General features: G+C 67.4%; 20 protein-coding genes. 5 read left to right on the top strand and 15 right to left on the bottom strand.

What is annotated here, in order from left to right:
* Positions 1 to 44 precede the first annotated feature (44 nt).
* Complete coding sequence (gene aspS, locus ACJH5R_RS05005) at positions 45 to 1814, bottom strand: aspartate--tRNA ligase (RefSeq protein ID WP_406759263.1); 1770 nt, start codon at positions 1812 to 1814, stop codon at positions 45 to 47.
* A 108-nt stretch (positions 1815 to 1922) separates the two neighbouring features.
* Here aspS and ACJH5R_RS05000 point away from each other — a divergent pair, with 108 nt between their 5' ends.
* Positions 1923 to 3020 carry a hypothetical protein gene (locus ACJH5R_RS05000; RefSeq protein ID WP_406759262.1) on the top strand — a complete coding sequence of 366 codons (1098 nt, stop codon included), beginning with the start codon at positions 1923 to 1925 and terminating at the stop codon, positions 3018 to 3020.
* Positions 3021 to 3205: 185 nt separating this feature from the next.
* Here the strand turns inward: ACJH5R_RS05000 and ACJH5R_RS04995 are convergent, their stop codons facing one another.
* The 4 genes from ACJH5R_RS04995 to ACJH5R_RS04980 form a co-directional block, all read right to left on the bottom strand.
* A complete protein-coding gene (locus ACJH5R_RS04995; protein ID WP_047317298.1) occupies positions 3206 to 3490 on the bottom strand; it encodes a WXG100 family type VII secretion target in 285 nt (94 codons plus the stop codon).
* Positions 3491 to 3510: 20 nt separating this feature from the next.
* Positions 3511 to 3810 (bottom strand): WXG100 family type VII secretion target, encoded by a 300-nt coding sequence (locus tag ACJH5R_RS04990; RefSeq protein WP_406757185.1) that lies wholly within the window; start codon positions 3808 to 3810, stop codon positions 3511 to 3513.
* 82 nt (positions 3811 to 3892) lie between these two features.
* The gene (locus tag ACJH5R_RS04985; protein ID WP_406759261.1) at positions 3893 to 5083 is read right to left on the bottom strand and encodes a PPE family protein; all 1191 of its coding nucleotides are present in this window, start codon (positions 5081 to 5083) and stop codon (positions 3893 to 3895) included.
* A gap of 14 nt (positions 5084 to 5097) precedes the next feature.
* A complete protein-coding gene (locus tag ACJH5R_RS04980) occupies positions 5098 to 5397 on the bottom strand; it encodes a PE family protein (protein WP_406759260.1) in 300 nt (99 codons plus the stop codon).
* Positions 5398 to 5889: 492 nt separating this feature from the next.
* Between ACJH5R_RS04980 and ACJH5R_RS04975 the strand changes: the two genes are divergently transcribed.
* Positions 5890 to 6765: a neutral zinc metallopeptidase gene (locus tag ACJH5R_RS04975; protein ID WP_406759259.1), complete on the top strand. Its 876-nt coding sequence runs from the start codon at positions 5890 to 5892 to the stop codon at positions 6763 to 6765.
* Positions 6766 to 6772: 7 nt separating this feature from the next.
* On the opposite strand, the gene ACJH5R_RS04970 is transcribed toward ACJH5R_RS04975, so the two are convergent.
* Together ACJH5R_RS04970 and ACJH5R_RS04965 are read right to left on the bottom strand one after the other, a co-directional pair.
* The gene (locus tag ACJH5R_RS04970; RefSeq protein WP_406759258.1) at positions 6773 to 7645 is read right to left on the bottom strand and encodes a dihydrodipicolinate synthase family protein; all 873 of its coding nucleotides are present in this window, start codon (positions 7643 to 7645) and stop codon (positions 6773 to 6775) included.
* Positions 7646 to 7657: 12 nt separating this feature from the next.
* Entirely contained in the window at positions 7658 to 8443 is a 786-nt protein-coding gene (locus tag ACJH5R_RS04965) for an aldolase (RefSeq protein ID WP_406759257.1), read from the bottom strand.
* 83 nt (positions 8444 to 8526) lie between these two features.
* Between ACJH5R_RS04965 and ACJH5R_RS04960 the strand changes: the two genes are divergently transcribed.
* Complete coding sequence (locus ACJH5R_RS04960; protein ID WP_406759256.1) at positions 8527 to 9048, top strand: helix-turn-helix domain-containing protein; 522 nt, start codon at positions 8527 to 8529, stop codon at positions 9046 to 9048.
* Positions 9045 to 9386, top strand: a complete 342-nt coding sequence (locus ACJH5R_RS04955; protein WP_406759255.1) for a gamma-glutamylcyclotransferase family protein — start codon at positions 9045 to 9047, stop codon at positions 9384 to 9386. The genes ACJH5R_RS04960 and ACJH5R_RS04955 overlap by 4 nt, the downstream gene beginning before the upstream one ends.
* A 10-nt stretch (positions 9387 to 9396) precedes the next feature.
* Here the strand turns inward: ACJH5R_RS04955 and ACJH5R_RS04950 are convergent, their stop codons facing one another.
* The 4 genes from ACJH5R_RS04950 to ACJH5R_RS04935 all read right to left on the bottom strand — a co-directional run bounded on the left by ACJH5R_RS04950 (position 9397) and on the right by ACJH5R_RS04935 (position 12954).
* Positions 9397 to 9951, bottom strand: coding sequence for a hypothetical protein (locus ACJH5R_RS04950; RefSeq protein ID WP_406759254.1), 555 nt, complete (start codon positions 9949 to 9951; stop codon positions 9397 to 9399).
* Positions 9952 to 10013: 62 nt separating this feature from the next.
* Positions 10014 to 10931, bottom strand: a complete 918-nt coding sequence (locus tag ACJH5R_RS04945; RefSeq protein WP_406781606.1) for an endonuclease domain-containing protein — start codon at positions 10929 to 10931, stop codon at positions 10014 to 10016.
* An 86-nt stretch (positions 10932 to 11017) separates the two neighbouring features.
* Positions 11018 to 12280 carry a histidine--tRNA ligase gene (gene hisS, locus ACJH5R_RS04940; protein WP_406759253.1) on the bottom strand — a complete coding sequence of 421 codons (1263 nt, stop codon included), beginning with the start codon at positions 12278 to 12280 and terminating at the stop codon, positions 11018 to 11020.
* Entirely contained in the window at positions 12277 to 12954 is a 678-nt protein-coding gene (locus tag ACJH5R_RS04935; protein ID WP_406781415.1) for an MBL fold metallo-hydrolase, read from the bottom strand. Before ACJH5R_RS04935 ends, hisS begins: the two co-directional genes overlap by 4 nt.
* A 109-nt stretch (positions 12955 to 13063) precedes the next feature.
* Here ACJH5R_RS04935 and ACJH5R_RS04930 point away from each other — a divergent pair, with 109 nt between their 5' ends.
* A complete protein-coding gene (locus tag ACJH5R_RS04930) occupies positions 13064 to 13960 on the top strand; it encodes a peptidylprolyl isomerase (RefSeq protein WP_406781414.1) in 897 nt (298 codons plus the stop codon).
* 91 nt (positions 13961 to 14051) lie between these two features.
* Here the strand turns inward: ACJH5R_RS04930 and ACJH5R_RS04925 are convergent, their stop codons facing one another.
* The 4 genes from ACJH5R_RS04925 to secF all read right to left on the bottom strand — a co-directional run bounded on the left by ACJH5R_RS04925 (position 14052) and on the right by secF (position 20002).
* Positions 14052 to 16376 carry a RelA/SpoT family protein gene (locus ACJH5R_RS04925; RefSeq protein ID WP_406759373.1) on the bottom strand — a complete coding sequence of 775 codons (2325 nt, stop codon included), beginning with the start codon at positions 16374 to 16376 and terminating at the stop codon, positions 14052 to 14054.
* A gap of 111 nt (positions 16377 to 16487) precedes the next feature.
* Positions 16488 to 17030, bottom strand: coding sequence for an adenine phosphoribosyltransferase (locus ACJH5R_RS04920; protein WP_406781413.1), 543 nt, complete (start codon positions 17028 to 17030; stop codon positions 16488 to 16490).
* Positions 17027 to 18685: an ABC transporter substrate-binding protein gene (locus ACJH5R_RS04915; RefSeq protein WP_406781412.1), complete on the bottom strand. Its 1659-nt coding sequence runs from the start codon at positions 18683 to 18685 to the stop codon at positions 17027 to 17029. Before ACJH5R_RS04915 ends, ACJH5R_RS04920 begins: the two co-directional genes overlap by 4 nt.
* 6 nt (positions 18686 to 18691) lie before the next feature.
* Positions 18692 to 20002 carry a protein translocase subunit SecF gene (secF, locus tag ACJH5R_RS04910; protein WP_406759248.1) on the bottom strand — a complete coding sequence of 437 codons (1311 nt, stop codon included), beginning with the start codon at positions 20000 to 20002 and terminating at the stop codon, positions 18692 to 18694.
* Between the last annotated feature and the right edge of the window lie 4 nt (positions 20003 to 20006).

Raw genomic sequence — 20006 nt, 5'->3', positions numbered from 1 at the left:
CTGTCAGCCTCGCCGACAGTCGCGCCGCTGTCTAGGCGCCCGCCTCAGCGCTGCTGAGGCACTGCGTCGATCCCGGCTTCCTTGCGCTGCGCCGCGGTGATCGGCGCCGGCGCGTCGGTCAGCGGGTCGATGCCGCCGCCGGACTTCGGGAAGGCGATGACCTCGCGGATGGACTCCACCCCGGCCAGCAATGCCACCACCCGGTCCCAGCCGAACGCCAGCCCACCGTGCGGTGGTGCGCCGAAGCTGAACGCGTCAAGCAGGAAGCCGAACTTCTCCTGCGCCGCCGCCTCGTCGATCCCCATCACCTGGAAGACCTGCTGCTGAATGTCGCGGCGGTGGATACGGATCGAACCGCCGCCGATCTCGTTGCCGTTGCACACCACGTCGTAGGCGTCCGCGAGCACCGCACCGGGGTCGGTCTCCACGCTGCCGGCGTACTCCGGCTTGGGCGAGGTGAAGGCGTGGTGCACCGCGGTCCAGGCTCCGGTACCGACCGCTACGTCACCGGCGGCAGTGGCGTCGCCGGCGGGCTCGAACAGCGGCGGGTCGACCACCCAGGTGAACGCCCAGGCATCCGGGTCGATCAGGTCCAGGCGGCGGGCGATCTCACCACGAGCCGCCCCCAGCAATGCCCGGGATCCCTTGGCCGGCCCGGCCGCAAAGAAGATGCAATCCCCCGGGGCGGCTCCGACGTGCCCGGCCAGCCCGGCGCGCTCAGCGTCGGTCAGGTTCTTGGCCACCGGACCGGACAGCTCGCCATCCTCGCCCACCAGCACGTACGCCAGGCCCTTGGCCCCGCGCTGCTTGGCCCACTCCTGCCAGCCGTCCAGCGTGCGACGCGGCTGCGACGCCCCGCCCGGCATGACGACAGCGCCCACGTAGGGGGCCTGGAAGACCCGGAAGGTGGTGTCAGAGAAGAACTCAGTGCACTCCACCAGTTCCAGGCCGAATCGCAGATCGGGCTTGTCGGAGCCGAACCGGCGCATCGCGTCGGCGTAGGTCATCCGGGGCAGCGGCAGCGGCAGGTCGTAGCCGATCAGGGCCCACAGCGCCTTGAGTACCTGTTCGGCGATGCCCATCACATCTTCGGAGTCGACGAAGCTCATCTCCAGGTCCAGCTGAGTGAACTCCGGCTGGCGATCAGCGCGGAAGTCCTCGTCGCGGTAGCAGCGCGCGATCTGGTAGTAGCGCTCCATGCCGGCCACCATCAGCAGCTGCTTGAACAGCTGCGGGCTCTGTGGCAGCGCGTAGAACGAGCCGGGCTGCAGCCGCGCCGGAACCAGGAAGTCGCGGGCGCCCTCCGGGGTCGAGCGGGTCAGCGTGGGCGTTTCTATCTCGACGAACTTCTGCTCGGCCAGCACCGAACGGGCTGCCGCGTTGGCCGCCGAACGAAGGCGCAACGCCGCGCCGGGTCCGTCTTCCCGGCGCAGATCCAGGTAACGGTGCTTGAGCCGGGCTTCCTCGCCGGCGGACTCGTCGAGCTGAAACGGCAGGGCGGCAGACTCGTTGAGAACCGTCAGTCCGGTCGCGTTGATCTCGATGGCCCCGGTGGGCAGATCGGGATTCTCATTGCCCTCGGGGCGGACCTCGACGACACCGGTGACCGCGACGCAGAACTCGGCCCGCAAGCGGTGTGCCTGTTCCAGCACGGCGGGGTCGCGGAACACCACCTGCGCCACCCCGGAAGCATCGCGCAGGTCAATGAAGATGACGCCGCCATGGTCACGTCGGCGCGCCACCCAACCGGCAAGCGTGACACTGCGCCCGGCGTCGGTGGCCCGCAGTGAGCCGGCGTCGTGGCTGCGCAGCACGAATACCCCCTTGGTGACGGATTGTTCGGTAACGGTTCGACCGTCGCCAAGTCTAGAGCCCCCTCGTGACACTGCCCCGCGCCGGTCGGTGCTTTAAGCTGGCTCACTGTGACTGACGGCACCGATGACCTCGACTTTGACTACGACGACGAGGACGAAGACGAGGACTACGACGAAGCCGCTGCCCCCAAACAGAACAAGAACCTCAAATGGGGGTTGGCCGCGGTAGTCGTGCTGGCCGTGGTCGCTCTGGTGTTGGTAGCGGTGGTGCTGCTGGGCGGCGACCCCGGCAAGGGTTCGCTGGACGGCTCGGCCTCCAGCCGCAGCGCGGCGACCTCGGGCATCGCCAGCGCGGACGACACCGGTCCGGTCTCGATCATCATGGATGACCCCAGTTGCACCGCGTGGACATCGATCAGCGGCAACTTGTCCAGCACGTTGTCGATGCTGGGCCAGGGCAAGTGGAATGAGCGCGATCAGTCGATTCCGGCTTCGGCGTGGAGTGACGAGCAGAAGAAGCAGTACCTGGCCGCCGGCCAGGTGGTCCGCAACGCCGCCGCCCAGACCGTCGGCCTAGTGAAGCTGACTCCACACCGGGTGATGCGCGAGCTCTATGAGCAGTTCATCGCCTATGCCCGGACCTTCGTCGAGCACATTCCCACCTACACCGAGCGGGACGCCGCGTTGGCCGGCACCGCGCACAGCGCCGCTTCGGCCCTGGCCGCGATCTGCGCGGCCGCCAACAACGGATCGGCAGCAACCCGCGCGCCGCTCGTCGAATCGCAGACCTCACCCACCAAGACGGCCTCGCCGGGCAACCCCGCCAACCCGCAGCGCTATTTGACCGGATCTAATCCGGTATGCGCGGACTGGAAGGCCACGCTGGATAAGTTCGGTGTCGACGCCGCCGAATGGCACGGGATCGACCCCAGCATCCCGGGGACCTACTGGAACCCGCAGCAGAAGGCGGTCAACCTGGCCGTCGGGCCCATCATGATCAGCCTGGCCAACAAGATGCAGCAGCTGGGTCGCCGCAGCAACAACCCCACCCTGCAGGACTTCGCGGAGCTGTCCGCGCAGTACCGGCGGGCGTTCGTGTTGGCGCTGCCGACCTACGACCCGAACGACAACTATCTGGCCAATGCCGCGACGTTCCTGTCCACCACGGTGCTGGGCGCATGCTCGTCGGCAGCGATCACGGGCTGACCACAACGCGGTAGCCAAGCCGGCGACGGCCGGGGCGGACACTCGCCCCGGCCGCTTCCGGTTACGCCCAGGCCGCCCTGCACACCGGCCCGACACCCGCCAGCGCCGTTCGCACTCCCGGTAGAACGCAAGAAACCGGCGCAGCCTGCAGGCTGCGCCGGTTTCTTGACTGAGATTGGCTTGGGTCAGGCCCAGCTGGAGCCCACCGAGGCGTCGGTGTTGGCCATGTTGTTGCCGGCCGACTGCACCTTCTGACCGTGGCTGTTGGCCTGCTCGTAGATCACCGCGAAGTTGCGACCCAACTGCGCCACAAACTCCTGGCACGCCACCGAACCAGCACCACCCCAAAAATCACCGGCAGCCAGCACATCGTGAACGATCGCCTGATGCTCAGCCTCCAACGAAGCAGCCTGCGCACGAATCAACGCACCGTGGGCATCCACATCACCGAACTGGTAATTGATCGACATGTTCGTGTATCTCCCTCTGCCTAGCTGCCCGACAGGATCTGCTGCGACGCAGCTTCCTGCTGCTCGTAGTGGTTCGCGTCCCGAATCAGCCCATCACGCACACCGTGCAGCATGGTCACAATGTTGCGAAACGCGGTCTGCATCTGACCCATGGTGTCCATCGAGGTCCGCTCCGCCAGACCACCCCAGCCCGCACCGGAGATGTTCGTCGAGGACGCCCACATCCGACGAGCCTCGTCCTCCACCGTCTGCGCGTGCACATCAAAACGGCCCGCCATCGAACGCATCGCGTCCGGATCAGTCATAAAACGTGTTGCCATGGTCTTCTCCCTCTTGCTCTTCAATTCGTTGTGGTAGCCGGGCGCCGACCCGGCGGACACGTGTGTGTTCAGGCCCCTTCCGCTACCCGCCAGCCGGCGAACGGGGCATAACCTTGGGGGCCTTGGCGGCGATCGCGCCCATTCCACGGCCGGCCATCGCGCCCATCATGGCGTGGCCGAACGGGCCGCCCGGCAGTCCTCCCGACATGGTCTGGATCGGGGCACTGACCGTGGTGGCAGGCAGTACCGGCGCGGCGCGGACCATACCGTCGGCGGCCGACGCCCAGGCTCCCGGCACCTTCAGCGCGCCCATCGAGGCGGCTTGGCCGAGCTTGGCGGAGATGGCGTTGGTGGCCGAGCTGAAGTGGCCGGCGAGCACGCCGACAGCGCCCTGGAGCTTGTCGTTGACGAAGTCGCCGATCTGGGTCATCAGGGTGCCGGCGCCCCCGGCGGCCGTCTGTCCGGCCAGCGCGCCCGTCGCTCCGGCCGCACCACCCATTCGGGCGAACTGCATCAGCATCGGCAGCAACCTCACCAACATCATCATCGGCATACTCGCCGAGCTGATGGGCGACATCACCGAGTTGATCGTGGTGGCCGCGGCCTTCTCGCCGAGCAGCGTCGTCGGGAGACCCATCGCGTCGAGCAACCCACCGACGGTGGCGAAGTCGTAGCCGGGCGTGGTGGGGGTGCCGGTACCGGTGCCAGGGTTGGGACCGCCCTCGGCAGATCCCGGCGTCGCCGAAGCCTTCGCGGACTGCGGTGGGTTCGATACCTGCTGCAGCGCGTTGTTATTGGCCTCCGCAGACCCGCTGTAAGTGTCCATCGCGGCGCCGTCGGTCGCCCACATCACTTCATACTGGTGCTCGGTGGCCTGGATCAGCGGCGTGTTCTGACCGAAGAAATTGGTCGAGATCAGTGCCAGCAGCATCGCCCGGTTGGCCGCGATCACCGCGGGGGGCACCGACGCGGCCCGCGCCGCCTCGAACAGGCCGGCCGCCTGAGTGGCCAGCGCAGCGTTGGTGGCGGCGGTGGCCGAGGCCTGCTCCAGCCAGGCCACATACGGCGCGGTCGAAGCCGTCGCCGCAGCCGAGCCGGCTCCCGTCCAGGTCGAGTCCAGGTTGGCGATCACCGAGTGCGTCGCGGTCGCCGACGTCATCAACTCGCTGGAAAGCTGGGACCACGCCGCCGCGGCTTCCAGTAACGGACCCGAGCCGGGCCCGGTATAGATAAGCCCGGAGTTGATCTCGGGCGGAAAGACGCTGAAGCTCATCGATGCGCCCCGCTTCAGCCAGCAGCCGTGGCGTTGACAGCCTCGGTGAAGGCGTAAGCGTTCGCGTTGCCACCCAAGGTGGCCACGATCTGCTGGTGCACCGCCGCCGCCTGCGCGCTGACCTCCTGGAACAGGGATCCGTGGGCCGAGAACTGGGCAGCAGTCATCGCCGACACCAAGTCGGCGGCAGGCGCGGTCACACCCGTGGTGGGAATAGCAGCGGCGGTAACCCCGGCGGTCATCGAGTCGCCGATTCCGGAAAGGCTTCCGGCGGCCGCCGTCAGAATCTCTGGCTGAGCGGTTACGAACGACATTGTTCCTCCTGGGGGGCCTGCAAGCGTCTCGGTGAACTGTTGGGCATTCGAAGTCTGCGTCAATATTTGACGTGCGTCACTCTAGCGGACAGTTGTAATAACGGTCTGATAAAGCTGGGGCGCCCGAGGCGAACGACAACTCGTCGCCGGCGCACCGGCGAGCCCTGCGGGCGCGAGTTGAAACGTTCACCGAGCAGACGACCTCTCTGGAATGTAGGGCAGATAGCTGCGGCGGCCGTCGTAGGAAGCGTCCCATTGCGGCCGGATGCAGAACGTAACACCGCCGCGACCTCGCGGTACAGCGGCGCAACAAACATTCAGTAAAGGTTTGGGATCTGGTCAGACAACGCTGTCTTCACTTAGCCAAGACGTGGGATTTGTCGCGTTCAACCGGGCTCAACCCGGCATCGAGGCGGCTGCCGGTATGCGAAGCTAAGGTGCCCCATCGGTCGGCGGGCCACAGCAACTACGGACAACCCCACGGAGTGTGCAATGACCTTCAACGAAGGTATGCAGATCGATACCAGCACCACCTCCTCGGGCGGTGGCGGGCGTGGGATTGCGATCGGCGGCGGCGTTGCCGGACTGGTGATCCTGGTGGTGGCGCTGTTGCTGGGGGCCGACCCCGGCGAAGTGCTCAGCCAGCAGCCCGTCGATGCGGGCCAGTACACGGCACCGGGCTTCGACCTCGACAAATGCCGTACCGGCAAGGACGCCAACACCTACGTGCAGTGCCGGGTGGTTGCCACGGCCAACTCGGTGGATGCGGTGTGGTCGGACCTGCTGCGCGGCTATACGCGTCCGCGCGTAGAACTGTTCAGCGGACAGACGTCCACCGCCTGCGGCGCGGCCAGCAGCGCGGTCGGACCGTTTTACTGCCCCGCGGACAAGACGGCCTACTTCGACACCGACTTCTTCACGGTGCTCGTCGACCGGTTCGGCTCCAGTAGCGGGCCACTCGCGCAGGAGTACGTGGTCGCCCACGAGTTCGGCCACCACGTGCAGAACCTGCTCGGCGTGCTCGGCCGAGCCCAGACCGGCGCGCAGGGCGCGACCGGTGCGGGGGTCCGCACCGAATTGCAGGCCGACTGCTATGCCGGGGTATGGGCGCACTATGCGTCGGTGACCAAGCAGGAGAGCACCGGAGTTCCGTTCCTGCAGCCGCTGACCGACCAGGACATCCGCGATGCCCTGTCCGCGGCGTCTTCGGTGGGTGACGACCGCATCCAGCAGGCCGCCACCGGCCGGGTCAATCCGGAGTCCTGGACCCACGGTGCGTCGGCTCAGCGCCAGCACTGGTTCACCGTCGGCTATCAGACCGGCGACCCCAACCAGTGCGACACCTTCGCCGCCGCTGACCTGGGTTAGCCCCCGGTCACAGCGAAAGCAGCCCGCGCAGCTCGGCCCGGCCCGCTTCGTCGAGCGGCAGCAGCGGGCGACGCGGGTCCCCGGCCGGCACCCCGAGCATCTCCAGACCGGCCTTGACCGTGGTGGGCAGCCCGCCGGCCACGATGAACTCCAGCAGCGGCTTGAGGTCGTCGTAGCACGCCTGGGCCTTGTCCAGTTCACCGGCGGTGACCGCGGTGTAGAGGTCCAGGCAAGGCTGCGGGCGCAGGTTGGGTGCCGCGGTGCACCAGCCGGCCGCCCCGGCACGCAGCGCATCGAGCACCAGCGGATTGCTGCCGTTGAAGAACGGCAGGCGCCCGTCGGACAGCGTGGCGATCCGCAGCATCCGGCTCAGATCGCCGGTGGATTCCTTGACCATGGTCACGTGTTCGATGCCCTCGAACATGGCCACCAGCAGCTCTGGCCTCATGTCGATCCCGGAGGTGGCCGGATTGTTGTAGGCCACGATGTCGATGTCGATGGCGTCCGAGACGGCCGCGTAGTGCGCGGTGATCTCGCGCTCGGACAGTTTCCAATACGACACCGGCGAGACCATCACCGCGTCGGCGCCGGCCTGCGCGGCATAGCGGGCGCGGCGCACGGTACGCGCGGTGGTCAGATCCGACACCCCGACCAGCACCGGCAGGCGCCCGGCGACCGCGGCGATCGACGCGTCGACGCAGGTGTCGAACTCGTCCTCATCGAGGTAGGCGAGCTCGCCGGTGCTGCCCAGCGGGGCGATGGCATGCACCCCGGCCTTGACGAGACGGTCGATGACGGTGGTCAGGAGCGCGGTATCGATTCCGCCGTCGCGGAACGGCGTCACCGGGTAGCCGATGACTCCATATAACTGTGCTGCCACGTGGGACTCCTTCTATCCGGTGATCGCGTCGGGGTGGCCGGCCAGAGCCCGGCGGGCGTAGTAGGCGAAGTTGGCCTGGCTGCGCTTGGGCAGCAACGTCCAGTCGTGGGCTTCGCGGGCCAGCTTCTCTGGGAGTTCTTTGACGGTCCCGGCGGCCATGGCCGCCAGCTGCAGTGCGGCGGCCCGCTCGATCAGCACCGCCAGCGAACAGGCCTCCTCCACGCTGGCGCCGGCCACGATCTGGCCGTGGTGCGCCAGCAGGATCGCCTTCTTGTCACCGATGGCCTCGGAGATGATCTCGCCCTCCTCGTTTCCGACCGGGACCCCCGGCCACAGCGGCAGGAAGGCACAGTCGTCGTAGAGCGGCGTGGTGTCCATGTGCGAGACGATCAACGGGGTTTCCAGCATGGACAGCGCCGCGACATGAAACGGGTGGGTATGCACGATGCACTGGACATCGGGACGAGCCCGGTAGATCCAGCTGTGGAATCGGTTGGCGGGGTTGGCCATCCCCTCGCCCTCGATCACGTTGAGGTCTTCGTCGACGAGCAGAAGATTGGCGTCGGTGATCTCGTCGAATCCCAGGCCGAGCCGTTGGGTGTAGTAGGTCCCGGGTGCCTCGGCACGGGCGGTGATCTGTCCGGCCAGGCCGGAGTCATGACCGCGGTCGGACAGCGCGCGGCAGGTCAGCGCCAGTTTCTGGCGCGTGGACCACTGACCTCCGGTGAAGTTCTCCGCGAAGCGTTGCTCCGCGCGATGCATGAGATCGGATTTGGAATCGTCGAACGTGGTGCCCATGGCAGCTCCTCGGTGACGGAAGTGGATGACACGACCATAGCCGATAGGACACTTTGTGTCATCTCCTGTGTCATCATGGATGCATGACGCAACTGCTGCGCGCCGTCCGCAAGCAGCGAGGCCTCACCCTCGAAGGCCTCGCCGAGCGGACCGGGCTGACCAAGAGCTACCTGTCCAAGATCGAACGCAGTCGCAGCACACCGTCCATCGCGGTGGCCATCAAGGTGGCGCAGGCCCTGGACGTCGATGTGGCGCAGCTGTTCTCCGAGCGCGGCGACGAAGACAAGATCGCCGTGGACCGGGCCGCGGACCGCAGCGAGGATCGGCAGCGCTACCGGGCGATGGCCGTGAACATGCTGGGAAAATCGATGTCCCCGTTCATGGTTCGCCCCACCCATGACGCTCAGCCCCTGCACGCGCTGCATGACGGTCAGGAGTTCGTGTTCGTCCATGCCGGGACGATCCACCTGGAATACGGCGATGCGACCTGGACTTTGACGGCCGGTGACAGCGCCTACTTCGACGCTGCGATCAGCCACCGCATCCGCACGGTCGGACCGCATCCCGCCGAGGTGCTCGTCATCGCCGAAACCGAAGCGCAGTGAGCACCGAACTGCTGTTCTCCTACGGCACCCTGCAGCTACCGGAGGTGCAACGCAGCACGTTCGGGCGCGAAGTCGACGGCCGGCCCGACGCGATCGTCGGCTACGAACTGGACTACGTGACGATCACCGATCCGCACGTGGTGGCCGTCAGTGGCAGCGACCGTCATCCGATCCTGCGTCCGTCAGACGCGCATGACGCGTCGGTCCCCGGCATGGTCTTCGCGATCAGCGCCGCCGACCTGGCGGCCGCCGACGAGTACGAAGTCGACGCCTACCGGCGGATCTCGGTGCCGCTGCGTTCGGGCGTGCAAGCCTGGGTGTACGTGTTCGCCGGCTGAGCCGGATCCGTCACCAGGGTCGGGTAGAGCAGGACACTCCGCTGCCGCCCTGCTGCGACACCACCACTTCGCCGTCGACGGCGATCTCGCAGTGGAACTCCGGGTTGATCCGCAAGCCACCGCTGGCGGTGACCAGCGCCCACTGACTCGGGTCGGCCAGCGTGGTGGTGTAGACCACCGGTGATCCCCCGCCGATCGGCACCCGAACCGTCTCGAGGTATTCCGAGGAGTTGGCGTTGTAGGCAGCCATGCTGGGCGGGTCGGTCTTGATGTAGGAGATGTTGCCGGTCAGGTCGCTGGTGGCGGTGATGGTGTAGGTGACCTCGTGGCCGCCGGTCGCGCTCTTCTTCGGGGCGTCAGCCGACGGTTCGGTCGCGTTCTCCGTCGGGGTGGGCGTCGGCGAGGGTGCCGCATTCTCGGTGGGCGATGCCGCCGGGTTCTCGGTGGGCGAGGCTGGGCTGGTCTCCGGGTCCGCAAGTGACGTCGCGTGGCTGGCTGCCACTCCGGCGGCGGCCATCAGCAGCACCGTCCCGAACTTGACTGTCACGTTCCGCATGATCGTCATACCGCGCCACGCTACCGGAGGGGCACAAGTGGCTGGTCTGCGTTGCAGAGTGTCGGTTTGCGTCACGCCCCGAGGTGCTGAGTGTGCAATAAGTCGACGTTCAAATCCGTCCCGGTATAACCGGCAGCCCGGAGCGCAGCCCTGACCCGCGCAAGCACCACACCCGGTCGATACCGAAGGAGGTCGCTGCTGACCCGGACGATCACCCAGCCGCGTGCGGACAACTCCGCGTAGCGATCGATGTCAGCGGTCCGCTGACGGGGGTCGGTCCAGTGCTGGGCGCCGTCAAATTCCACACCGACCTGGTATTCGGGCCAGCCCATATCAATGCGAGCGCAGGGACGGCCGAAGCCGTCTCGCACGACGATTTGGGTCATCGGGCGAGGGAGTCCGCCGCGTATCAGCAACAGCCGCGTCCGGGTTTCCTGCGGGGATTCCGCGCCGCCGTCCATCAGCGTGATCGCGCGCCGTAACTGCAACAGGCCGCGAGCACCCCTGTGGCGTTGCGCCAGCGCGGAAATGTCGTCCGCGACCAGCCTCGTCGCATTCGCCAGGGCATCGAGGCGGATGACGGCACCGGTCAGCCCTTTGTTGCGGCCCAGGTCGAAAGCGGTCCGTGCGGCTGTGGTGGTCGGTATCCCTCGGATCAGACATGTCTCGTCGGGTTCCAGCCGCTCACGATGGATGAGAATCCCCTCGGCGTCAGAGGCGGCCTTCCGGTTCAGTTCCGCCGGCAACCGCGCATCGAGCCACCGTGATCGGTGCAGGGCCGCCGCGGACAAGCCGGCCACGGTCGCCGTCCGTCCCGACCACAGCCAGCCTGCCACCGCACGCGTAACCGGCGTGAGCTCTTGGCCGTTCGGCAGATAGACGTTGCGGTAGATCGACCGATACCGACTGCGTAACGTCCGCCGCGTCACGCTACCTGCCGCCAACGCCTCAGTGCCGAGGAAGGGCCACGTGGAATCCGGTATGAGGATCGGCATGGCAGTCACAGTGCCGCCTCGGGCCGTCATCCGAGTGCCGAGTGTCGACTTCTGTCACCCGTTCTGTGGATAACCGTGCATTAAGGCGACATTCGGCGCAGTACGTCGGCGACAACGTCGTCGATCGGCACGTCGACCTGTTCCCCGGTGGCCAGGTTCTTGACGCCGACGGTGCCTGCCTCCAGGTCGCGGTCCCCGGCGACCAGCGCGATGACCGCCCCGGAGCGGTCGGCGGCGCGCATCGCGCCCTTGAGGCCACGGTCCCCGTAGGCCAGGTCCACTCGCACCCCGGCGGCCCGCAACTGCGCGCCGATCACCGCCAGCCGCAGCTTGGCCGACTCGGACAGACCCACCCCGAACACCTCGCACCGGGCTCTCTGCCCGACGGTCTTGCCCTCGGCGGCCAGCGCGAGCAGGGTGCGGTCCACCCCGAGGCCGAAGCCGATCCCGGACAGGTCCTGTCCACCGAGCTGGCGCATCAGCCCGTCGTAGCGTCCGCCACCACCGATCCCCGACTGCGCGCCCAACCCGTCGTGCACGAATTCGAAAGTGGTCTTGGTGTAGTAGTCCAGGCCGCGCACCATCCGCGGGTTGACCACATACGGCACCCCGAGCGCATCCAGGTGTGCCAGCACGGTGTCGAAGTGCGTCCGGGCGGCGTCCGAGAGATGGTCGAGCATGACCGGGGCGTCAGCGGTCATCTCACGCACCTGCGGGCGCTTGTCGTCGAGCACCCGCAACGGATTGAGCTGCGCGCGCTGGCGGGTGTCCTCGTCGAGGTCGAGCCCGAACAGGAACTGCTGCAGCAGCTCTCGATACGCGGGGCGGCAGGTGTCGTCGCCCAGGGACGTGATCTCCAGCCGGAAACCATCGAGGCCCAGGGAGCGGAAGCCCGCATCGGCGACGGCGATCACCTCGGCGTCCAGCGCCGGATCGTCCACCCCGATCGCTTCGACCCCGACCTGTTGCAGCTGCCGATAACGGCCGGCCTGCGGGCGCTCATAGCGGAAGAACGGCCCCGAATAGCAGAGCTTGGCCGGCAGCTGACCGCGGTCCAGACCGTGCTCGATCACCGCACGCATCACGCCCGCGGTGCCCTCGGGCCGCAGGGTCACCGAACGGTCGCCGCGATCGGCAAACGTGTACATCTCTTTGGAGACCACGTCGGTGGACTCCCCCACCCCACGGGCGAACAGTGCGGTGTCTTCAAAGATCGGCAGCTCGATGTCGCCGTAACCGGCGCGGCGAGCGACCGCCAGCAGTCCGTCACGCACCGCGATGAAGCCCGCCGAGGCCGGCGGAATGTAGTCGGGCACCCCTTTGGGTGCAGCAAACGTGCTCACGCACTGAGCCCTTCTAGGAACGGGTTGTAACGGCGCTCCGCGCCGATGGTGGTCTTGGGTCCGTGGCCGGGCAGCACCACGCATCCGTCGTCAAGACACAGCAGCTTATCGACGATCGAGGTCAACAGATCGCGGCCGCTGCCGCCAGGCAGGTCGGTGCGGCCGACCGAATTCTGAAACAGGGTGTCGCCGCTGAACACCACCTCGGCCGCATCACCTTCGACCCGGAAGACCACCGAACCGCGGGTATGCCCGGGTGTGTGGTCGACGGTGACGGTGGTGTCGCCCAGGCCGATTTTGTCACCGTCGCGATCCAGTTCGATCAGCTGCCTGGGCTCGGAGAACATCGCCTTGCTCAGCACACCGAACAGCGCCTGTCCGGGCACCGTGCCAAGCGAGCGCAGCGGGTCGGTGAGCATGAATCGGTCCTCGGGATGAATGTAGGTAGGACAGCCGTAGGTGTCGGAGACCTTCTGTGCCGACCAGATGTGGTCGATGTGCCCGTGCGTGAGCAGCACCGCCGACGGCGTCAGCCGGTTCTCGTCGAGAACACGACGCAGCCGGGTCATCGCACGCTGCCCGGGGTCGACGACGATCGCGTCCGAGCCCTGCCGCTGCGCCAACACATAGCAGTTGCACGCCAGCATCCCAGCGGGGAATCCGGTGACCAACACGCCGACCAGTTTCCCATTGCACGCCCGGTCGGCGGTGACGCGGGCGGCACAGGCGCGCTCTGGCAGACTTGAGGGCCGACTCAGTCAGCGAGCCAGGAGGTTCCCGCCGGTGCCCACGAATTCAGAGCGGCGTGCCGCCGCCAAGCGCAATCTGGACCAACAGGTGCAGCAACGTGCCGAGGCAGCCCGCAAGCAGCGCCGACTGCTGATGATCGTCGGCGCCGTGGCGGCGGTGCTGCTGATCGCCGGGGTGGTGTTCGTCGTGCTGCGCGACAACGATCCGGGCAACGTCAACGCGAGCGGCTCGTCAGAATCGAGCACCTCGGAGTCCGCGGACTCCTCCGACGCTTCCGGAGCACCGACCGGCAGCGCCGGGCAGCTGCCGAAGTTCACCGCATCGCCTCAGCTGGGCGCCGACTGCCAGTACCCGAAGGCGCGTCCGGCCACCAAGCCCGTCGACCCGCCGCGGTCCGGCAAAGTCCCGACCGACCCGGCCGAGGTCAGCGTCTCGATGATGACCGACCAGGGCCCCATCGGGTTGATGCTCACCAACGCCCAATCCCCTTGCACCGTCAACAGCTTCATCAGCCTGGCGGCCAAGGACTTCTTCTCCGACACTCAGTGCCACCGGCTCACCACGTCGCCGATGCTGAGCGTGCTGCAATGCGGGGATCCCGCCGGCGACGGCACCGGCGGCCCGGGCTATGAGTTCGATAACGAATACCCCACCGACCAGTACTCCCTGGGCGACCGCGCCGCTCAGCAGCCGGTCACCTACCCCCGCGGCACGGTGGCGATGGCCAACGCCGGGCCCGGCACCAACGGCAGCCAGTTCTTCCTGGTCTACAAGGACTCGATGCTGCCGCCGCAGTACACGGTGTTCGGCAAGATCCAGGACGACGGCCTGGCCACCTTGGACAAGATCGCTGCGGCCGGCGTGCAGGGCGGCGGCGAAGACGGCCCACCGGCCACCAAGGTGACCGTCAAGTCGGTGCGGGCCGACTAGCGCGCCCTTTCGCGCGAGCGTGCGCGTCTGCACGGCGACACGCCGTCGTCACGTGTACGACTGCGCACGCTCGCGGCGGGTTGAAGCCCGGTCAGGCCGCTGATGTCACCCGGTAGACGTCGTAGACGCCCTCGACGTTGCGGACCACATTGAGCAGGTGGCCCAGGTGCTTTGGGTCGCCCATCTCGAAGGTGAACCGGCTGATCGCCACCCGGTCGCGTGAGGTGGTGACCGAGGCCGACAAGATGTTGACCTTCTCGTCGGCGAGCACCTTGGTGATGTCCGACAGCAGCCGGTGCCGGTCCAGTGCCTCGACCTGGATGGCGACCAAGAACACCGAGGAGGGCGACGGCGCCCATTTGACCTCGATGATCCGTTCGTCCTGTTGGCGCAGCGCGTCGGCATTGGTGCAGTCGGTGCGGTGTACCGACACCCCGCCGCCGCGGGTGACGAAACCCATGATCTCGTCGCCGGGCACCGGAGTGCAGCACTTGGCCAGTTTGGTCAGCACCCCGGTGGCGCCGGGGACCGCGACGCCGACGTCGTCGGTGTGACGCTCGCGGCGCGGGATGGTGAGCGGCGTCGAGCGCTCGGCCAGGTCGTCCTCGGCCTGGTCCACGCCACCGAGCTGGGCCACCAGCCGTTGCACGACATGGTGCGCCGAGATGTGGTTCTCGCCGACGGCGGTGTAGAGCGCGGACACATCGCTGTAGTGCAGTTCGCGGGCCACCGCCGCCATCGACTCGCCGTTGACCAGGCGTTGCAGCGGTAAACCCGCCCGGCGCACTTCGCGGGCCATCGCGTCCTTGCCGGACTCCAGGGCCTCCTCGCGCCGCTCCTTGGCGAACCACTGGCGGATCTTGGCCTTGGCGCGCGGCGACACCACGAACTGTTGCCAGTCCCGCGACGGCCCGGCGTTCTGTGCCTTCGAGGTGAAAACCTCGACCACTTCCCCGTTCTCGAGCTTGCGCTCCAGCGCCACCAGCCGGCCGTTGACCCGGGCACCGATACAGCGGTGACCGACCTCGGTGTGCACGGCGTAGGCGAAGTCCACTGGCGTGGAGCCGGTGGGCAGCGTGATCACGTCGCCCTTGGGGGTGAACACGAAGATCTCTTTGACGGCCAGGTCGTAGCGCAGCGATTCGAGGAACTCGCCCGGGTCGGCGGCTTCCCGCTGCCAGTCCAGCAGCTGGCGCATCCAGGCCATGTCGTCGATCTCGGCGGCGGTGTTCAGGTGCGGAACACCGTTGCGGCCCTTGGCCTCTTTGTAACGCCAGTGTGCGGCGATGCCGTATTCGGCGGTGCGGTGCATCTCCCGGGTGCGGATCTGGATCTCCAGCGGCTTGCCCTCCGGGCCGATCACCGTGGTGTGCAGCGACTGGTAGACCCCGTAGCGCGGCTGGGCGATGTAGTCCTTGAACCGGCCGGCCATCGGCTGCCACAGCGAGTGCACGACGCCGACCGCGGCGTAGCAGTCCCGGATCTCGTCGCACAGGATCCGCAGTCCCACCAGGTCGTAGATGTCGTCGAAGTCGCGGCCGCGCACGATCATCTTCTGATAGATCGACCAGTAGTGCTTGGGGCGGCCCTCGACGGTCGCGGTGATCTTCGACTTCGCCAGCGTGTTGACGATCTCGGCGCGCACCTTGGCCAGGTAGGTGTCGCGGGACGGCGCGCGGTCGGCCACCAGGCGCACGATCTCCTCGTAGCGCTTGGGGTGCAGAATCGCGAACGACAGATCCTCGAGCTCCCATTTGACGTTCGCCATCCCGAGCCGATGTGCCAGCGGCGCAATGACTTCCAGTGTCTCGCGCGCCTTGCGGGCCTGCTTTTCGGGCGCCAGGAAGCGGATGGTGCGCATGTTGTGCAGCCGGTCGGCGACCTTGATCACCAGCACCCGGGGGTCACGTGCCATCGCGATGACCATCTTGCGGATGGTCTCGGCCTCGGCGGCGGTGCCCAGCACCACCTTGTCCAGCTTGGTCACCCCGTCGACCAGGTGAGCAACCTCGTCACCGAACTCGGCAGCCAGCGCGGTCAGCGTGTAGCCGGTGTCCTCGACGGTGTCGTGCAGCAGCGCGGCCACCAGCGTGATGGTGTCCATGCCCAGTTCGGCCAGGATGGTGGCGACAGCCACCGGGTGGGTGATGTAGGGATCCCCCGAATGACGCAGCTGGGAGGCGTGCCGCTGCTCGGCGACCTCGTAGGCACGTTGGAGCAGTGCCAGGTTGGCTTTCGGATAGTACTGCCGGTGCACCGCCACCAGCGGCTCCAGCACCGGGCTCAGCGCACCGCGTTGGGCGGTGATACGCCGGGCGATCCGGGCCCGCACCCGCCGGGAGGCACTGGTCGGGACCTTCAGCAGATCGGTGCGCTCGGAGGGCGCGTCCTGGGCAACCCCCTCCGACACCGCCACCGGCTGGCTGGCGTCAGCGCTGTACCGCTCGGGGCCTGAACCCTGATCGGAGCCCTGCGCTAAGCCTTGTTCAGGGCCCACTGTGTTCACCTCCGACCACGAGAATATCGACTAAATCAGGTGCAGGCTGGCCAGCTGCAACGGTGCCACGGCGGCGCGTCCGCCCAGGCCCGCCAGCTCCAGCACCACTGCCGCCGCAACCACCTCGGCTCCTGCCCGACACAGCAAACGCTGCGTCGCGGCCAGGGTACCGCCGGTGGCCAGCACGTCGTCGAGGATCACCACCCGGCGCCCGGCCAACTCGAGTCCGTCGGCCGGTATCTCCAGCACCGCGGTTCCGTACTCGAGCTGATAACGCTCCGAGAGCACCGGCGGTGGCAGTTTGCCGCCTTTGCGGACCGCCAGCGCACCAACCCCGAGCCGGTCGGCGACCGCCCCGGCCAGCAGAAATCCCCGCGCGTCGATACCGGCCACCAGATCCGCACCGGCGGCGGCCCGAGCCAGCGCATCGGTGACCGCGGCCAGCCCGGCCGCGTCGGCGAAGACCGGGGTCAGGTCTTTGAAAGCGATTCCCGGCGTGGGAAAGTCCGCGACCTCGCGAATGAGCGACGCGATGATCTCACCGGCGCCTGCCTCGGGCCCGGCCTCATTCACTGTTGCAGCTCCCAGCGGTCCATGTTCCAGCCCGCACCCCACCGGGTGGGGTTGGCAGCGACACCGTAGGTCTTCTTCGACGACAGCAGGGTCCGTTGCTGGCGATACAGCGGCAGGGTGGGCATATCGGCCCACAACACCGGAGCGCTCTCGCCGAGCAGCCGGACCATCTCCGCGGGATCGGCGGTGATGGCCAACGCGGAGACGACGCCGTCGATCTGGTCGTTGTGGTAACCGGACAGGTTGTTGCCGTTGCCGCTGAACAACTCGTAGGCGTCCACCACCGACGATCCGCTCGACCCGCTACCGGTGGATCCCCCGGTGCTGGCGAGCAACACGTCGATCTGTCCTTCCCGCAGTGCCAGCGGGCCGATGCTGTCGGAGGCCACCTCGGTGACGGTGATGCCGGCAGGCGCGCATGAGCTGGTGATCGCCCCGATCACCGCGGCCAGCCGAGTGTTGGGACCGCGGTAGCCGATGCGCACCGTCAATGGCTTACCGCCCAGCGCGTCGCGGGCGGCATCGGGGTTTGCCCGAGCGAACTGTTCGGCCTCGGGCACGTTCTCGGCCTGGTCGAATGCGTCGTCCATGGCGGTGTTGAGCCGGGAATTGACCACCGGAACCCCCGCATCGCGGGCGATGATGTCGCGCGGGGTGCACCAGGCCACCGCTCGGCGTGCGGGAGTCTCCGACAGTGGGCCTGACGGGGCGAAGATGAGCTGCTCGATCCCACCCGAGGGACTGTCACTGCTCTGGTAGTCGTCCGGGGTGATCAGCGACCCCGCGGATCCGGTCGCCACGTCGACGACCTCGATGACGCGTTTGTTGACCCGGTCGGCGATGTCGGCGGTCTGCGGCCACACCGTGATCCGCTTGGTGACCGGCTTGGCACCCCACCACAGATCGTTGGCCACCAGGACCACGGCGCCACCTTCGAGCACCGAGTCGATCTTGTAGGGCCCCGACGACGGGAAGTACCGCAGGTCAACGTCGCGGCCGAGCTGCCAGGTGGTGTTCCAGGCCTGCGCGATCTTGGCGATGACCTCATCGGCGGGCCCGAGCTTGCCCAGCACGGCGTCGGTGGTGTTCACACCGAGCTTGTCGGCGATGATGTGCGACGGCATCATCGAGGTCGCGGTGAACAGTTCCTCGTAGTCGACGATGTTGCGGTCGGCGAAGAACGACACCCGCGCCTTCTTCTCACCGGGCTGGCACTCGATGTTCTCGATGTCGAGATAGCCCGCTCGGCTTGCGGCGTCGAAACCCGGGAAGCGGCCCGACTGGGCCGCCCACGCCAGCACCAGGTCGTCACAGGTGATGGGTTTGCCGTCGGAGTACACCGCCGCGTCGGCGATCTGATAGTCCAGCACCAGCGGGGCGCGGCCCACCACGGAGATACTGCCGAAGTCGTGGTCGGTGACGATCTGGCCGTCCGGACCGTGGTAGCCGAAGCCGATCAGGGTGCGGGAGAACGCCTGCGGTCCTGCCGACGCCGCACCGGCCACGGTGGTGTTGTTGTAGGTGATCAGACCGCCGTCGACGGCGTAGTCGATCTGATCGACAGTGGCACTGGTGCACGCCGACACCGACCAGGCGCCAAGGCCGGTGATGATCGCCACCACCCACGCCGCGGCGTGCCGACAGCGGGCCGCCATCGCCGGTTACCGACCGGCGCCCGGCTTGCCGGTCGGACGCTGGCTGCGCCGGCTGGTGGGGCGGACCGGCTTTGCGCCGGGAGCCGGGGCGCCCGACGCGGTCGCCGCCGCGCCCGCGTCTGCGCCGGCAACGGTGTCTTCGGTGCCGTCGAGGTCCTCCGCGACGTCCGTGCCGGCCGCTGCCGCTTTCGAACCGGCCGCGGCGTTGCGCCGCCGCATCACCCGGCGAGTGTGGTTCTGCACCAGTTCGGTGCGCTCCCGCAGACTGACCAGCAGCGGAGTGGCCAGGTAGATCGACGAATAGGTTCCGACCACAACACCGACCAACTGGACCAGCGCGAGGTCCTGCAGCGTTCCCACACCGAGCAGCCACACGGCGACCACCATCAGCGACATGATCGGCAACGCCGAGATCAGGCTGGTGTTGATCGATCGCATGAAAGTCTGGTTGATGGCCAGGTTGGCCTGTTCGGCGTAAGTCAGCTTGGGTTTGTGCTCGAAGCCGCTGGTGTTCTCCTCCACCTTGTCGAACACGATGACGGTGTCATAGATGGAGAACCCGAGAATGGTCAACAAGCCGATGACAGTGGCCGGCGTGACCTCGAATCCGACCAGCGAATACACCCCAGCGGTGACGAGGATGTCGAAGACCATCGAGATCATCGCCGAGATGGTCATGTACCACTCGTAGCGCACGGTGATGTACAGCGACGCCAGGAGCAGGAACACCACCAGCGCGATCACGGCCTTTTGGGTGATCTGCCCGCCCCAGGTCTCCGAGACCGCCGAGTCACTGATCGCCTGTTTGCTCGCCTCACCGTTCGGGCCGACGGGCTGGAACGCGTCGAACAGGTCGTCGCGCAGCTTCTCGGTCTGCTCGTTGGTGAGCGTCTCGGCACGGATCTGCACCGTCGCCGAGTTGCCGTTGCCGACCACCACCACCGATTCGGGGCTGCTGCCGACGCTCTTGCGGAACACCTCTTCGACCTGGGTGACGCTGGTGTCGCCGCGCGGGAACGACACCTTGGTGCCGCCGGCGAAGTCGATTCCGAAGGTGAATCCGCGGATCAGGATGCTGACGATGGCGATGGCCACCATGGCACCGCTGACCGCGTACCACATCCGCCGCTTACCGATGACCTCGAACGCGCCGGTACCGGTGTAGAGCCGTGACAGGAAACTGTGCTTGGGCGCCTTGGTGCTTCCCGCGGTCTTGCGAGGCTTCGCCTCCACGGCACTGCGGCCCTTGGTGAGTTCGCCCGCGGCGGCGTCGTTTTTCGCGGCTTTCGTACCGCTACTGGTGCTCGGTTTGGCCATCTGG

The organism is Mycobacterium sp. SMC-19 (assembly GCF_045310815.1).
Taxonomy (GTDB): Bacteria; Actinomycetota; Actinomycetes; order Mycobacteriales; family Mycobacteriaceae; genus Mycobacterium.
Note: the sequence above shows the minus strand (reverse complement) of the source record. Positions and strands in the feature narration are given on the sequence as shown.